11 protein-coding genes are annotated in these 16,621 nt (G+C 61.9%); all 11 read right to left on the bottom strand.

Going from position 1 to position 16,621, the window contains the following annotated elements; translation table 11 throughout:
* Positions 1–37: 37 nt before the first annotated feature.
* The 11 genes from UB48_RS20095 to flgE all read right to left on the bottom strand — a co-directional run bounded on the left by UB48_RS20095 (position 38) and on the right by flgE (position 16,608).
* Positions 38–2,833: a glycosyltransferase gene (locus UB48_RS20095; protein WP_082075483.1), complete on the bottom strand. Its 2,796-nt coding sequence runs from the start codon at positions 2,831–2,833 to the stop codon at positions 38–40.
* Between the two features lie 57 nt (positions 2,834–2,890).
* Positions 2,891–6,457: a glycosyltransferase gene (locus UB48_RS20090; protein ID WP_045200260.1), complete on the bottom strand. Its 3,567-nt coding sequence runs from the start codon at positions 6,455–6,457 to the stop codon at positions 2,891–2,893.
* Between the two features lie 73 nt (positions 6,458–6,530).
* Positions 6,531–8,105, bottom strand: coding sequence for a flagellar hook-associated protein 3 (locus tag UB48_RS20085; RefSeq protein WP_045200258.1), 1,575 nt, complete (start codon positions 8,103–8,105; stop codon positions 6,531–6,533).
* A gap of 13 nt (positions 8,106–8,118) precedes the next feature.
* Positions 8,119–10,167: a flagellar hook-associated protein FlgK gene (gene flgK, locus UB48_RS20080; RefSeq protein WP_045200252.1), complete on the bottom strand. Its 2,049-nt coding sequence runs from the start codon at positions 10,165–10,167 to the stop codon at positions 8,119–8,121.
* A 10-nt stretch (positions 10,168–10,177) separates the two neighbouring features.
* Positions 10,178–11,377 (bottom strand): flagellar assembly peptidoglycan hydrolase FlgJ, encoded by a 1,200-nt coding sequence (flgJ, locus tag UB48_RS20075; RefSeq protein WP_045200250.1) that lies wholly within the window; start codon positions 11,375–11,377, stop codon positions 10,178–10,180.
* Between the two features lie 11 nt (positions 11,378–11,388).
* Positions 11,389–12,498, bottom strand: coding sequence for a flagellar basal body P-ring protein FlgI (locus tag UB48_RS20070; protein ID WP_010224970.1), 1,110 nt, complete (start codon positions 12,496–12,498; stop codon positions 11,389–11,391).
* Between the two features lie 12 nt (positions 12,499–12,510).
* Complete coding sequence (gene flgH, locus UB48_RS20065; RefSeq protein WP_045200248.1) at positions 12,511–13,206, bottom strand: flagellar basal body L-ring protein FlgH; 696 nt, start codon at positions 13,204–13,206, stop codon at positions 12,511–12,513.
* Between the two features lie 54 nt (positions 13,207–13,260).
* On the bottom strand, positions 13,261–14,046 hold the full coding sequence (gene flgG, locus UB48_RS20060; protein ID WP_045200246.1) for a flagellar basal-body rod protein FlgG: 786 nt from the start codon (positions 14,044–14,046) through the stop codon (positions 13,261–13,263).
* A 45-nt stretch (positions 14,047–14,091) separates the two neighbouring features.
* Positions 14,092–14,832 (bottom strand): flagellar basal body rod protein FlgF, encoded by a 741-nt coding sequence (locus UB48_RS20055; protein WP_045200237.1) that lies wholly within the window; start codon positions 14,830–14,832, stop codon positions 14,092–14,094.
* Positions 14,833–15,021: 189 nt separating this feature from the next.
* Positions 15,022–15,207 carry a hypothetical protein gene (locus tag UB48_RS20050; protein WP_052676549.1) on the bottom strand — a complete coding sequence of 62 codons (186 nt, stop codon included), beginning with the start codon at positions 15,205–15,207 and terminating at the stop codon, positions 15,022–15,024.
* Positions 15,208–15,282: 75 nt separating this feature from the next.
* Positions 15,283–16,608: a flagellar hook protein FlgE gene (gene flgE / locus UB48_RS20045; RefSeq protein ID WP_045200234.1), complete on the bottom strand. Its 1,326-nt coding sequence runs from the start codon at positions 16,606–16,608 to the stop codon at positions 15,283–15,285.
* Positions 16,609–16,621 lie beyond the last annotated feature (13 nt).

The following is a 16,621-nucleotide window of genomic DNA, read 5'->3' as shown; positions in this document are numbered from 1 at the left end:
TTGCGCCCGGCTTTGCATATTTCGCGCCAGAGACCTGTTAAGGCAACCACTCCAGCACGCCGTTGCCACCGGCCACTACTACACGCGAAACGTCAACGCCATGCTCGACATCGACTACAACACGGGTGCTGAAGGCTGCCGGCCAGCGCTGGACCAGCGCTTGGCACTGTTCCCGCGCAGGCAATGGCACTGCGACGTTAAGCACTTGCGCCTGGGGTACGCAGATCGCCAGCAAACCGGCTTGTGCAGCCTTCAGGCACAGGTCGACATCGGTACCACCCGCAAGCTGTTCATCCAGCCCGGCACACTGCTCGAACAACGCCTTGCCCACCATCAGGCAGTCGGCCGACACCGCCTGGCAACCTCTTACCGCTTCCAGCCCGGGCAATGTCACTCGCACACGCGAAGCACCCTGCCGGGCATTGCGTACCAGGCCACTGCCGAGCAGCTCGTAACCGGCATGACTGATGACGCCATCGCGATCGAACATCTGGCAACCGACAACACCCACCTCAGGGCGCTGAGCCTGGTTGAGCAGGGATTCGATCCAGGCCGGCGACACCACCTCGCTGCGGCTCGACATCAGCACCAGGTACTGCCCCTGGGCCTGGGCCGCAGCCTGGTTGACCATCTGTGCCCGCACCGACGACTCACAGGCAAACAAGCGCACCCGCGATCCCAGCCCCTGCACCGTGGCAAGGCCTGCGGCTACCGCCTCGGCATTGGCCGCCTCGCAGGTGACGATCACCTCGTAACGGGCATAGCGAGTACGCTGGACCACGCTTGCCAGGCTTACTTTGAGCTGCTCGAGATCGGAATCGGCAACCAGCACAATGCTCACTTGCGGGGTCTGCGGATGACGGAAGTCAACCTGGAAGGTACCGTCGGTACTTTCGTTGACCTGGCCACGGTAACCCAGCACGTTCAAATGACGCTTGAGGGTGGTCAGGGCTTGACCAGCCATCGACTCCGGCGCTTGCTGGCCGATCACCAGGTACTCGTCCAGGTGGGCCATGCCGCTGATACCGCTGGCTTCGACCAGACGCAGGAGCAGATCGAATTCCAGCGCTTGCGCACAGTCTTCGCTGTAACCGCCCAGGTCGACAACGGCCTGGCGACGCACCAGCCAATGCCGGGCCATCAGGTCAGGACGACTGCGCAGCAGGTCCAGGTCGCAACCAGGACGTACGACGCTGAGCAGGCGCCCGTCGCTGTCGCGCTGAACTTCGTTGGCACAGATCGCATGGCACGCCTGGGCGCCAGGCAGCTCGACCTGCAAACGCAACAAGCCGCCGGTAGCCAGTACATCGCCCGCCTGCAACATCAGCAGCCATTCGCTGGAAAGCTGGCGTACCACCTGGTTCAGGTGCGCAACCATGTTGACCGGCGTAACCTTGATAAAGTGCAGGGCATCCCGGGCCGTGGTGATGGCCGGCAGTTCGCCGGCCTTGAGCACGACAATCTTGAAGTTGCGCAAACCGCTGGCGACCAGGCTGTCGAAGGTATCCTGCAAACCTGCGTTATCGTCCGCAAGATCGATCACCACAAAGGCTGTCTGCGGCGCCGGGGTTTTCCCCAGGTGGGCAAAAATGCGCTCGCGGGCGGCGCTGTCCGGGGTGGCCGCAGCGATTGCCGCCAGCACCTTGCCCGAAGGCGTGCTCGCCAGCTGCGTCTGCACAGCGGTAGCCGGCAGCAATTGGAGCTGCTCCAGCCAGGTGCCAAGGTCGCGGCGCAGCCCCTGGTCCTGCTCGCCCAGGCCTGCCAGCAGGCGCTGGCAAACCTGCGGGTTGAACACACCCAGTGCAAAGGCCTGCCAGTAGCGGGCCATGAGGCTCTCGGCGGTATCGTTGGGATGCTCGGCAAGCAATGCTTGCTGCCGTACCCAGGTACCTTCCAGCGCCCGGCTGTGAAGCTGTCCGGCGGGCCAGGCATGGACCATGAACTCGCTCGAGCGCAACTGACCGAACACGCTGCCGTTGTAGTACGGCATATCGACAAACTGGGTTGGCTCGAACGTCACTTGTGGTTCGGACGACAGGCTGTCCCAGCGCGAAGTGAACAGCAATGGCGCCTCACAGCGCGAGTGGGTATTGCGCACGAAGGCATTGAGGACTTCGAAGCCCCTGGCACTGGCAAATACCGTTGCCTGCTCGCCATCCCAGTGCTGGAGCTGGCGCACAGCCTGGCTCAGCAACTCTTCGCGAGCCTGCTCGGAAAGACTCCAGGGACGGTATTCGACCATCGCACTGGTGTGCGCCAGCAGCCGCGATGCGCCCTGGGCCAGCAGCCCATAGGAAACCGCCACACACCAGCTATCGAACGACAGGTTCGCCGGCACGCTGCGCACCGCGGTTTTCAACACCTCGGTCCTGATCACTGCCCGCCACGCCTGCAAACCGTACTCGGCATGCACGGCAATACGCCCCAGGGCGTTGCTGGCATGCAACTGAGCCTTGGGCGCAGAGCCGATCTTGTAGTAGTCCACGTCGCCATTACCAGGCTGGTAACCCAGCGAGTAACCTTGAGCCATTACGTAATCGGCGTCGCCTTGCAAGGCTTGCACCGCCGCAGCGATGCCATCGGTCAGGAGGAAATCACACTCCAGGGTCAGCACCGCAAACGCGGTATCGACCTGCTCCAGGGTCTGCAGCACCTGCTCGGACCAGTCACCGACCGACGTTTGCGACGCCGGCGCTGCGAGTGTCTGCAGGTGTGCAAAGCGCGCCTGATAATAGTGAGCGGCGCGCCCTGAATAGCCAGGCTCGTCCTGACCCAGCAAGACGACGGTGACGTCATCCAGCAGCGCTGCACAACCGATTGCTTGTTCGCCCATAGTGCACCTAGTTCTCATGTTATCTGTCATGGCCAGCATCAAGGCCGGCCACTGTCGTTAATCGGCCAACCAGGCGTTAGCCCAGTGCTGAAGCTTGTCGGGTGTCAGCATGAAGTCGCGCAGCACCACTTCGCGCAGGGCATCGCCCAGGCGATAACTGGCCTGGGGATCGTCCAGATGCATGCGGATCGCTTCCAGCCAGGCCTGCGTCGAGTTGCCGGCCACCCGCGTACAAGGCAGGTAGCCCTGATAAGCCTTGGTATCGGAACACACCACGGGGAAGCCGCAGGCGCCATACTCGAGCAAGCGCAGGTTGCTCTTGCAGTCGTTAAACAGGTTGGTTTCCAGCGGTGCCAGCGCCAGATCCAGGTTCAGGCTCGCCAGCTTCTGCGGATAGAGCGACATGGCAATGCCGGTGTGGTACTCCTTGACGTAGGGCCTGAGCACCTCCGGGCACATACCAAAGAACACCCAGTCGACCTCGTCGGCAAGCTCGCGGACCACCTCGGCCAGCAGCTCCAGGTCACCTTGATGGCTGGTGCCCCCAGCCCAGCCGACACGCGGCTTGAGGGTGGTTTGTCGATGACTCTTGAGGTCGCTCCACATGTGCATCGCCAGCATGTTCGGCACCACCCGGATATCATGGTGCATGCTCGACAGCGCATCAGCCAGCGGCTGGGTCGACACCACCACACGGTCGCACAGGGAAATGCCGCGGCTCACCAGTTCGCGCATGTTCTGCGGCATGTTGCGGCTGTGCGCATTCTTTTTCGGCACGTCGATGATGTAGTCGTCGATCTCGTAGATTCGCCGCGCACTGGAAAAGGTTTTGACCCGCTCGATATCCCGAATGGTACTGGCCATGTAACGGCACTGCAGGATGATCGAGTCCGGCTTGCAACGCTCCATTTCGATAGTGTTGGGCGTGGCGTAATCCAGCTGACCCTGGATCCAGCCGGCCCGCTCCAGCTCGGTAAATGGCTGCACCACCCGGTAATGCCCAACCGCCGTGGTGTTGACCGGCAACGCCAGCACATAGGGCAATGGCCGGCTGATGAACGGGTCCCAACCACTACGCAAGCCCGGTTCCAGGTTGTAGCTGGACAGCTTCAGGCTAAGGTTGCGGTTGTAGGCCGGATCGTTGGCCACCAGGGGCAGCCAGCGCTGGTAGAAGGCGCGTTGGTCCCGTTCTATCGCCTTGGTGTCGACAACCTGCTCGACTGGCAGGCGCGCCACCATCGAAAACGGTGTCCAGACCACCAGGTAACCCTGCTCACGCGCACGCAGGCAGAAATCGGCGTCGAGCAACTCAACGCTGAATGCCTGGACATCCAGACCACCCAGCGCATCGAACAGGTCGCGCCGCACCAGCAGGCAATGGGCGCTGACAGCGCTGAGGTTCTGTACCGCAAGCAAGCGGTTCATGTAACCACCGGCATCGACCGGCTGACCGTAGAACGGGCTTCCCGCCAGGCCATGCACACCCAGCAGCAGCCCGGCATTGACCACCATGCCGGCGCTGCTACACATCTTCGGACCGACAATGCCGACTTCCGGACGCTGGCCCTGGCGCATCAATTCGCTCAGCCACTGGCCATCGAACATCAGGCAGCCAGGGTCGACCAGCAACAGATAGCTGCCTCGCGCCTGCTCGGCGGCCTGGTTGATCAGTTGCTGCCCGGCGCTGTCCTCGGACTGGACAATGTGCAACTGATCGCTGCCCAGTTGCCGCATCGCAGCAAGCCAGGACTGCAGATCCTGAGGCTCGTCACCCTTGGTGGCGATCAGTACTTCATAGTTGCGGTAGGCGGTGTGTTCGAAAATCGATTCGACACAGCGCCGAAGCGCCTGCAGGTCTTGCCCGGCCACGATGATGATCGACACCGCGGGCGTATCAGCGTGCTGGTACAGCACTCGGGTCAACATGCTGTTTTCGGCCGATACCAGCTCGGCCTCGATACCCAGGCGCTGCAGGTGCGCCTGCAATACGCGTGGTGCCTGGGCCAGGCAGGCCGGCTCGGACTGCCAGCTGGAATAGCTGTACTGACTTTGCACCAGCAGTTCGGCGACGTGCTCGACCACCTGCAAACCATGGCTTTCAACCATCCGCCAGAGCAGATCTTGCGGCGCCAGGACGTCATAATCAGCCGTGAAGCCGCCCAGCTCCAACAGCCGGGTCCGCTCGAAGGCCAGCATTCGTCCGACGTAGGGGAAGCTGCGCATCAGATCGAGGTTGAAGTCGGGTTTGAAGATCGGCTGGCCAACCTGCAGGTTATCGTCACTGCCCTCATCGGTGTACAGGCACAACCGGTCCGTGTGCAAGGCCAGGCGCTCGGCCATGATCACCAGGGCATGAGGATGCAGGCGATCACCGGCGCGTAGCAGCAACACCCAGTCTGCCGATTCGGCCCTGGCGATCCGCGCATTGAGCTGTTCAAAACCATTGCCACGCAAAGCGCTGTACTCGACACCCGCATCACTCGCAGGCGGCTCTTGAGTGCCAAGCACCCAGACCTGATGCGGCGCATAAGACTGGGCGGCCAGGCTGTCGAGTGTCGACTTCAACGGCATCGCCTCGCCCTGTGGATCGAACACCACAGCAACGATGCGCGGTTGTCGTGGCCATTGCTCGATCCGTTTGGGCAGCAGGCTGATCTGCGCGGGCGACAAAGTGCGGCACTCAAGCCACTCGGCATAGAGCTCGGCAAAGCTCAGGCTGTGGGTACCGACTTGCTGCTGATAGTGGCCCATCTGCCCGGCGTACAACCGGGTCAGTTCATATTCGTCCCACTCCAGCGTCTCGCCTGGGCGAAAATCCTCAAGCGCCACGTAGCGAATCCAGCCGGTGGCCGGCGGCGCTTCGCCGGTGTTGGCAGCGAGCATCTGCTGCAACCATTCGCTCTCGGTCTTGTGTGCAAGGGTGATGCCGGCCTGATGGCTCAGACGCCCGGCATGGACCCGCTCGATACTGAGCATGTTAGACAGGTAGGCCAGGTGCCCACGGCGCAACAGGCACATGTACAGCGCCATGTCCAGGCGCGCAACGAACCCTGCGCCCTGCTGCACCAACTGCGGTAGGTACTGCTCTACCGCAGCCCGGCGCATGAGCATGTGACTGATGCCGCCAAACAGGTTGGGAACCTTGCTGGTGACCGCATCGAGCATGTCACCGCCGTTGAGGATCGCGCTGCAAGGGGCAATCACGCAGTTGGCCGGCCGCGGCGGCAACAGCGTCTCGTCCGCCGCGCAGATCAGCCGGTGGTTGACCACCATGTTGACCTCGGGGCAATCGGCCATGATCCGCGCCTGTTGCTCGATGCAGTTTTCGATCAACCAGTCGTCGTCACAAAGAAACTTGATGAACTCGCCCCGGGAGTGCTCCAGGCATTGCAGCAGGTTACCGGCAAAGCCCAGGGTCGCGGGGTTGCGCGAATAGCGCAGTTCGCAGCTTGCCTGCGCAACCCTCTCATCGAAAATGGCCTTGATCTCGTCCCCCTGACTGTCGTCGCAAACGATGACCTCGAGGTTGGTGTAGCTCTGGGAGATGGCACTGAGCAGCGCGCGACTGAAGAACTCGGGGTTGAAGGCAGGAATGGCGATGCTGACGAGGGGTTGTTCGATCATAGTGGTAGGCCTGGAGAGGGTTCCGGGTGATGCCGGCAGGGGGCATCACCCGGTGATGTTGCGCAAAGATGTATCAGAGCCGGTTGAACAGGCTCAGCGAGGAGATCTTGGTGAACGCCAATTGCGACGCCTGCAGCATTGTCTGCTGCAGGTTCAGGCGGATCAGCACATCGGCCGGATCGGCGTCGCGGATCGAACTCTGGGTCTTGGTATTGGCCATCTTCAGGCTTTCGTTGGTATCGGCCTGGACGTCCAGGGCGGCACCCCGGGCACCGATCGAGCTGATCGCCTCGGCAACCTTGTTGGCGCCGCTTTCCAGGTTACCGATGGCCGACTGCAACGCCCCCTGGTATTTCTGCCGCGCCGCCAGGTTGTTGTCGACCGGCAATTCAAGCGCCTTGCGAAACTCCGAGATGGTGTCGAGGATATTCTGGGTCTGATGGGTATCGACCTTGACCGAGAACTGGTCGCCGCTAGCCGGCACTGCCGAGAAGTCGAAGTCGACACCGGCAATATTGGCCTTGGTCGCCGGGGTACCGGTCAGGTTGCCAGTGGCCACCGGGCGCGCATCCGGCCCCATTGGCTGGGCATACACTTCATAGGCCGAGGCACTGGTGAACTTGATGATCGCGCCACCGCCAGGAAAGGCATTGTGGTACGCCGTCTGGTCGGTAATCTTGGCTCCGGTGATCTGCGATGACGAGGTATTGCCGGCGCTGCGCGAGCCACTGACTTCGTCGGGTTTGGAGCTTAGCGAGAAGCTGTGACCGGCGATGACCGCGTCCGGGTTGGCCTTGTCGGCATCCGTCAGGTTGATGTCCAGGCGCATCTCGACACCACGGAAGGTGATGTTGGCCGGCTTTTTCGGGTCGAAGGCGCCTTCACCGGTGGCTTCCAGGGTCACGTCGTTGTTGGCTGCGTCAGTGATCTTGAACTGCGTGCTGCTGGTGAAGGTGATGGTGTACGGCTCGCCACCACGGAAACGATCGTTGTACTGGGTGCTGCCGGAGACCTGGCCATTGGACAGACTGACACGGCCGTCATCCACGGCCGGCGAGGTCAGCGTGGTCTGGCTGCGGCTGGTGTTCAGCGCCTGTTCGAACACACTGTAGCCACTCTCGTTGGTAGCCATGGTGAGCATGTCACCGACCTGCAGGCTCAGGGTGCTCTGGTCGCCCTGGTAGGTGTAGGTACCATCGGCATTACGCACGTAGGGCGGGGTGTCGCCACGGGAGCCGGAGAACAGGTATTTGCCGTTCTCGTCACGGCTGTTCATCAGGCTGTAGAGCTGCTCTTCGAGCTGGGTCAGTTCCTGGGCATCGGCCTTGCGGTCGGCGTCGGTGTAGCCACCGCTGCCGGCGCTGATGGCCAGTTCCTTGACCCGCGCCAGGATGTTGGTAATGCCGTTGAGGGTCGACTCGGAGGTGCCCAGGCTGTTGCGCACGTTGGTGATGTTGCCATCGTACTGGTCGATCAGGTTGCTCTGCTGTTGCAGTTGCAGCAGGCGGGCAGCCCCTACCGGATCATCGGCAGCGGTACGCACACGAATGTTGTCGCTGGCCTGCTGGCCGGTCTTGACCACGTTGGAAAAGTTGCGCTGATAGTTCGCGGAGCTGGTTTCGTAAAACTGGGAAGTAGAAATACGCACGGTCTACCACTCCTTAAAGGGCGTTGATCAGCGTGGAGAAAATTTCCTGCGCCGCTTTGATGATTTGCGACGAGGCCGTGTAGTACTGCTGGTACTTGATCAGGTTGCCGGCTTCTTCGTCGAGCTGTACGCCCGACAGCGAATCGCGTGCGCCCCGGGCCGACTCATGCAGGGCGCCGGTAGAGTCGACGTCCATCTGCGCCTGGGCAGTCTTGCCGCCGACGTTTTCCACCAGCTTGCCATAGGCGTCGGTGAGGCTGATGCCCTTGCCGTTGGCGCCGACTTCAACCGTACCTTTGGTCTGCAGGTCAATCAGCGCCTGGCCGTTGCGGTTGTTGTCCGAACCCGAGCCGGTCATGCCGATGGTGTAGTTGTCACCCTGCTTGGGTGCACCCGAGACGCTCATCTCGAAGGTGAAGGACTTCTGGTTGCCGCTGGCATCCTTGATCGGCGCGCCGGTGGAATCGACCATCGGCACCGAGAACTGCAGTTTGTTTTCCTGACCGGGAATAATGGTGCCGCTACCCAGGGTACCGCCCTTGGCATCGAGCAACTTGTAGGTCTGCGGGTTGGCCTTTTCGTCACCGAACACCAGCTTGACCGGGGTCGAGTACTTCAGGCCATTCTGCAGATCCAGGCGCTGGGCCGGGTCGTAGATGTCCAGGGTCGAGGTCAGGTTGGGCTGTCCGATGATCCCGGTGCCCTGGTTGCCGGCACCACTGGTAGACGTCAGCGGCGATGCCAGCGCCAGGCGCTTGGGGTCGGTAAGGACGGTGTCCAGGTTGGTCGCGGCATTACGTGTCGGGGTGATCTTGAAGGTGTCACCGGCCTGCAGCGCGCCGCCATTGAGGTTGAGGCTGAAACCGTCGATGACCGGTGCCGGATCGTCATTGAGATCATAGGAACCGACCACGCTGCCCTCCGGCAGCTTCTTGACGCTGTAACCCGTGGCGCTGGTGAAGGTCACCTGATAGTCGCTGGTGCTCAGCTTGCCGGTGTCCTTGATGGTCACATCGAGGTTGCCGGAGCCTGCGCTGTTGCCCGCCTGGGCAATGCTGCGCTGGCTGATCAGTTCGGGGCTGTTGATGTTGTTGAACAGGGCCGCGCCGAACTCGCCGTTCTTGTCGATACCCTGGGCCAGCTGGCTGTTGATCCGATCGGCCATGACCAGGGCCACGCGCCCCAGTTCGTTCAGCGACGGGTCGAGCACTTCGCTGCGATAGCGCAGCAGGCCGCCGATCTCGCCACCGCGAAGGCTCGAGGTAACGTCCATGGTGGTGCTGCCACGGTTGAGCTGCACGACAAATCGGGTCGGGTCGGTCTTGCTCGGCGCGGTCTCGAGGTTGTTGGTGGTTTTACCCAACACCAGCGGCTGGCCGTTTTCCAGGTAGATATCGAGGTTGCCTTCGCGCTCGACCACCTGGGTACCGACCAGCTCGGAGAGCTGACGCACCGCCTCGTTGCGTTGATCGAGCAGGTCGTTGGGGGTGCCCTGCACCACCGCCACCTTGGAGATCTGATCGTTGTACTGGGCAATGGTTGCCGTCAGCTTGTTGACCTGGTCGGCCATCGAAGCGAGGTTGCCATTGATGTTGCTGTTCTGCTCGTTGAGCTGGCTGGCGATGGTGTTGAAGCGCTTGCTCAGCGATTGCGCGCTGGTCAGCAGCAGCTGACGCGAGGCATCTTCATTGGGCTTGGCAGCAGCGCTCTGCAAGGCACTGAAGAAGCTCTTCAAGGCCCCCGTGATACCCGTGTCGGCGCCCGACAGCATCTGGTCGATCGGCCCGACCTGCTTCAGGTACGAGGCGGCATCGCTGCTCAGCGAGGTGGTGGTACGCAACTGGTTTTCAAGGTAGGCGTTGTACACCCGACGCACATCGGAGAGGGTCGTGCCGGTGCCGATGAACACACCGCCAACCTGCTGCGCGCCGTTGGACCGCTGCACATTCTGCTGGCGCGAATAACCGGCAACATCGGCATTGGCAATGTTGTTACCCGTGGTGTGCAGGCCCGCCTGGTTGGCGTTGAGCCCCGACATCCCGATGTTGATCAAACTCGCCATGGTTCAAACCTTATAGTTTCGTTGTAGTGCCAATCGCTGCGTAGCTTTCGTACGATTTCATCTGTTTGGCGATCTGCGAAATCTTGCTCGCGTAGTCCGGGTCGGTTGCGTATCCGGCTTTCTGCAGCTCGCGTACAAACTGTTCCGGTTTATCGGCAGCCTTGACCGCTTCTTTATAGCGCGCGTTGTTCTGTAGCAGGCTGACCAGGTCATGGAAGCTGTCCTGGTAGGAATCGTAGGAACGGAACGCCGCGGTCTCCTTGACGAACTGCCCGTCACGAAACTCGCTGGTGATCGCCCGCGCCTGGCCGCCCTGCCAGTTGCCGGTAGCCTTGATGCCAAACAGGTTGTGACTGCTGCTGCCATCGGCCTGGCGCATGACCGATTTGCCCCAACCGGTTTCCAGCGCCGCCTGGGCCACCAGGTAGCGCGGATCGATACCGATGCGCTTGGCAGCCTGCTCGGCCATTGGCAGCATGGTGGCAACGAATTCATCCGACGAGCCGAATGCGCGCTTGGCCGGCGCCAGCGGCGGCTGGGCCACGGCGCGACCATAAATGCGCATCGAACCCGGCGCGGCAAAGCTCTGCGCCGACTGCCAGTCACCCTTGACCACGGCATCGGTCATGGCCGTGGTGCGTTGCGGCAAGGCTGCGGTGTTGGTGGTGGCAGCGACGGCACCGGCGGACGGCACGATGCCGGCCAGCAGGCGATCGGTGAGTTTGCCCGGCAGCGCCAGGCGCCGCGAGTTGAGCGCCGCCATGTCGTTGCGGGTGACGGCGGTTTCTTCGCTGCGCGCAGGCTCGGCAACCTTGCTTGCCCACAACGGCCGCTGCTGGATATCCACGCGCGGGAAAGGGCTGTTGTTGCTCGCAGCGCTGGCCTTCTGCTTGGACAGCTGGCGCATCAGCACTTCCTGCAGGCCGATGCCGCCGCCCTCGCGGGACATGCTCACCGCCAGCTGCTGGTCGTACATCTGCTGGTACTGCTTGGTGGTCTCGGTGTTGAGCGGGTTGTCCTTGGCCAGCACATCGCTGGCCGAGCGCATCGACTTGAGCATCTCGTTGAGAAACAGCGACTCGAATTCCTGGGCCACCTTGCGCAGGTTGGCATCGCTGTCGCGATCACCGACCTTCAGCGAGTTCAGGCGATTGAGGTCGGTGTAGGCACCACTGTCGGCGGCATTGAAAGCACTTTTAGGCATATCCATGGCCAGCCCCCTCAGATCACGATCAGGTCGGCTTGCAGGGCGCCGGCCTGTTTCAGGGCTTCGAGGATCGCCATCAGGTCACCGGGCGCAGCGCCCACCTGGTTCACCGCACGGACGATTTCATCCAGGGTGGTACCGGGGCCGAACTTGAACATCGGCTTGGCTTCCTGCTCGGCATTGACCCGTGAGCGCGGCACCACGGCAGTCTCGCCATTGGAGAACGGCCCCGGCTGGCTGACGATCGGGTCTTCGGTAATGGTCACGGTCAGGCTGCCGTGGGTGACCGCCGCCGGCGACACCTTGACGTTCTGGCCAATGACGATGGTACCGGTACGCGAATTGATGATGACCTTGGCCACGGCCTGGCCCGGATCGATCTCAAGGTTCTCGAGAATCGACAGGTAGTCGACCCGCTGGCTCGGATCGAGCGGCGCAGTGACACGCACCGAACCACCGTCCAGGGCCTGGGCCACACCCGGCCCGAGCAGCTCGTTGACCTTGTCGACGATGCGCTTGGCGGTGGTGAAGTCCGGGCGGTTAAGGTTAAGGGTCAGGCTGTTGCCCTGGTTGAAACCACTGGGCACGGCGCGCTCGACCGAGGCACCACCGGGGATGCGACCGGCCGACGGTACGTTGACGGTAATCTTCGAGCCGTCGCGACCTTCGGCATCGAAACCGCCGACCACCAGGTTGCCCTGGGCAATGGCGTAGACATTGCCATCGATACCCTTGAGCGGGGTCATCAGCAGGCTGCCACCGCGCAGGCTCTTGGAGTTGCCGATCGAAGAGACGGTGATATCCACCACCTGCCCCGGCTTGGCGAACGCCGGCAGGTCGGCATGCACCGACACCGCAGCGACGTTTTTCAGCTGCACGTTGCCCGAGCCTGGCGGCACCTTGATGCCGAACTGCGAGAGCATGTTATTGAAGGTCTGCAGGGTGAACGGCGTCTGGGTGGTCTGGTCACCCGTGCCGTTGAGCCCCACCACCAGGCCGTAGCCGATCAGCTGGTTGGTGCGCACGCCGGAAATGCTGGCGATGTCCTTCAGACGCTCGGCCTGCACGGCGAACGCAGTGGACAGCAGAATCGTAGCGGCAATCAGCTGCTTGAAGTTGAACATGGTCATCCGAACCTAGAAAGGCCAAAGCGGGCTGATGAAGAACCGGTCAAACCAACCAGGCTGGCTGGCGTCGGCAAACGAGCCGGTACCCGAATAGGTGATGCGCGCATCGGCAACACGGGTAGAAGGCACGGTGTTGTCGGTGGCGATGTCATCGGCACGGATCATCCCGGCGATACGTACCAGCTCATCACCGGTGTTGAGGGTCAGCCACTTCTCGCCGCGCACGGCAATGATGCCGTTGGGCAACACGTCGGCCACGGTGACAGTGATCGAGCCGGTCAGGGTATTGCCCTGAGCCGCCTTGCTGTCGCCCTTGGTTGCACGGTCGCCGCTGTAGCCGGCACTGAGGCTCAGATCGCCATCACCAAATGGATTATTGGTGGTCAAGCCACCGCCAAACAACGAGGTCAGGCCGATATCGGCCTTGCTGTTCTTGGCAATCTGCGAGTTGGCGTTCTTGCTCGCCTGGGTGCGCTCGTTGAGGGTAATGGTGATGATGTCACCCACCCTGAAAGCCTTGCGGTCGCTGTACAGGTTCTGGTCGAAACCGGCCTGGTAGATCGAGCCGTTGTTGGCCGCCGCCGGCAATGGCGTGCGCGGCAATACCGGCGCGTAGTAAGGATCGTTGGGCTTGGGCGTCGGCGCGACGCAGCCGGCCAGCAAGGCGATCCCACTCAGGGCAAGCACGGATAACAAACGACTCATGACTCTGACCTCACGGTGTAACAGGCGCCGTTCAAGCGACCTCGAAGACTTCACTTACAGGTTCTGGGTAACGTACGAGAGCATCTGGTCGGCGGTGGAAATGACCTTGGAGTTCATTTCGTAGGCCCGCTGGGTGGTGATCATGTTGACCAGCTCTTCAACGGTGCTGACGTTGGAGTTTTCCAGGGTTTGCTGCTGCATCACGCCAAAACCGTTGAGGCCCGGGGTACCGATCTGCGGCGCGCCGCTGGCGGCGGTTTCCAGGAACAGGTTGCCGCCCATGGCCTGCAGGCCGGCCGGGTTGATGAAGTCGGCGGTCTGGATGTTGCCGATGATCTGCGCCGCCGGGTTGCCAGCAGTGGTGATCGACACGGTGCCGTCCTGGCCAACGGTGAAGGTCTGCGCCTCTGGCGGCACGACAATCGCAGGCTCCAGGGCAAAGCCGTTGGCGGTGACGATCTGGCCGTCGGAGTTCAGGTGGAAGGTACCGTCGCGGGTGTACGAAACCGTGCCGTCCGGCTGCAGGATCTGGAAGAAGCCACGACCGTTGACCGCCATGTCCAGCGGGTTCTCGGTGGTCTGCAGGCTGCCGGTGCTGAAGTTTTTCTGGGTGCCGACAATGCGCACACCGGTACCCACTTGCAGACCCGACGGCAGCTCGCTGTCCTGGGTCGACTGGGCGCCTGGCTGACGCTTGATCTGGTAGAGCAGGTCCTGAAACTCGGCGCGATCACGTTTGAAGCCGGTGGTCGAGACGTTGGCCAGGTTGTTGGAAATGGTCGTCAGGTTGGTGTCCTGGGCGGACAAACCGGTTTTACTGACCCAAAGAGCCGGAAGCATGCTGTTCTCCTCGCGCGCCTGTTTTACGGCGCTACGTCTGTGTAATTAGCCGATCTGCAAAACCCGAGCCATGGCTTCGTCGCCTTCCTTGGCCGTGGTCATCATCTTGATGTGCAGTTCGAATTGACGGGACAGCGCCAGCACCGAGGTCATTTCCTCGACCGCATTGACGTTGCTTGACTCCAGGAAACCGGAAACCACCTGGACGTTGGCGTCGGCAGGCGCGGGCTGGCCGCTCTTGGTGTGGATCATGCCGTCCAGGCCCTTGGTCATGGTCTTGAGGTCCGGATTGACCAGCTTGATGCGGTCGACCTCGGCCATGACCCGCGGGCCTTCGCCCATGGCGCGGATGCTGATGGTGCCATCCTGGCCGATCTCGACCTTCTGCTCTGGCGGCACGGCAATCGGCCCGCCATTGCCCATCACCGGCATGCCGTTGCCGGCGCGCAGCACACCCAGGCCGTCAATGTTGAGGCTGGCGGTGCGCACATAGGCTTCACTGCCATCCGGAGCCTGTACGGCAATGAAGCCGTCGCCGCCGATGGCGATATCCAGGTCACGGCCGGTCTCTTGCATCGAGCCCGGGCTGAAATCGGTGGCCGGGCGCTCGGTCATGGCGTAGGCCCGCGCCGGAAAGCTGTCACCAAACACCGGCATCGAACGCGCCTGCTCCAGGTCGCGCTGAAAACCGCTGGTGGAAATGTTCGCCAGGTTGTTGGCATGGGCCTTTTGCGCCAGCGCATTCTGGCTGGCGCCGGTCATGGCCACGTATAGCATCTTGTCCACAGTCATCCTCCGCTGCGCTGGCGAACACTTGCCGTCCGCCGCTGCTCTGCAGTGCCTGTAGCAAGTTTCAAACCAACTTTTGCAAAAGACCCAAAAGCCCAATAGAACAAGGGTTTCAGCGCTGCGCGAAGACTCGCATGGAGAAAGCGCCGTCGAAATTACGGCGCCGGTTTGCCGCTAGCGGCAAGCTTAGTACTCGCGGCAGGCCGCGTTATTGAAAGGACCGGCAAAACGCTTCCAGCCCTCGCCCGGGGAAAACTGCGCGCACACCAGGCGCCCGGTGACCTGGCTTTCCCAGCGATACCAGGGCGCGGCATCGGCCCGGACCTGGCTCATCAACAGCACGACAAACAGCGCCAGCAGCCATCGCTGCAACATGATCGATACCCCCGAAATACAAGACCCCTTCCGAGAAAGGGGTCTGTTTATACCAACTACCTTACACCCGCATCAGGCCATCTGGATGATGGTCTGCATGATGGTGCTCTGGGTCGAGATGGTCTTGGCGTTAGCCTGGTAGTTGCTCTGCGCCTTGATCAGCTCGACCAGCTCGTTGGTCAGGTTGACGTTGGACGCCTCCAGCGAGTTGGAAGCGATGGCGCCCAGGGTACCGGTTTTCGGTGCATCGATACCCGGGATACCCGAGGAGTAGGTTTCGGTCCAGCGAGTACCACCCATAGGCTGCAGGCCTTGCTCGTTGGCGAAACTGGCAATCGCGACCTGGCCGATGGCACGCGACTGCTGGTTGCTGAAGCTTGCGAACATCACGCCGCTGGAGTCGATGCTCAGGCTCGACAGGATACCGGTAGCGTAACCGTCCTGGCTTTGCGACAGGCGCGTGGTCGGGGTGTTGTACGAGGTGGTGTCGGTCATGTCGATGGCGATACCGCCAGCATTGGCAGCCGAACCGTTGGAACCCCAGACCGGTGGCTTGGCACTGGCGTTGGTCACCTCGGCAGGAATCCAGCCGGTCAGCTTGAAGACCTTGTTGACCACTTCGTAGCCCGAGCCCGCAGCGCCGGCAGTCATGCTCTTGACGCTACCGTCGGAGTTGAACACGATGGTGCCTTCCAGCGCCTTTGGCGGCTCTTCGGCAGGGTTCAGCGGGTTGCGGCCATCGATCAGGGTGTACGACTTCCAGGTATTGGTCCCGGTCTTGACGTAGTACTGATCCATGACGTGCTCGTTACCCTGGCTGTCGTAGATCTTGGTGGCGAAGGTCTTGTTCCAGCTGTTTTCGTCGGTCGGGCTGAAGGTGGTGGTCGCCGGAATGACCTTGTCCGACGAGTTCAGGTTCAGGCCCTGATCGATCGCGGTGGTGCTCTTTGGCGCCAGCGCCGAAGTATCGATCTTAAGGTCAGTCAGCACGCCATTGATGATCTTGCCGTTTTCATCAACGCCGTAGCCGCGCAGGCGCAGGCCGTCAGCAGTGACGACATAGTTGTCCTTGTTGGTCTGGAAGGCACCGGCACGGGTGTAGCTGAGCGCACCGTTGTCGCTGAGCACGAAGAAGCCCTGACCCTGGATACCCATGTCCAGCACGTTGCCGGTGTTGGTGATATCGCCATTGGTGAACTGCTGCGATACCGCGGCCAGGCGCACACCGTTACCGATGTTGTTGGTACCGACGCCGAGCTTGTTGGCCGAGTAGACGTCGGCGAATTCTGCGCGCGACGATTTGAAACCGGTGGTGGCGACGTTGGCGATGTTGTTGCCGGTCACGTCCAGTTGCTTGTTGGCTGCATAGAGACCGCTAAGGCCGATATTGAATGACATCTTTCACTCCTTG

This window comes from Pseudomonas sp. 2(2015), assembly GCF_000955865.1.
GTDB lineage: Bacteria > Pseudomonadota > Gammaproteobacteria > Pseudomonadales > Pseudomonadaceae > Aquipseudomonas.
The sequence above is the reverse complement of the archived record's forward strand: the minus strand, read 5'-3'. Positions and strand labels throughout refer to the sequence as shown.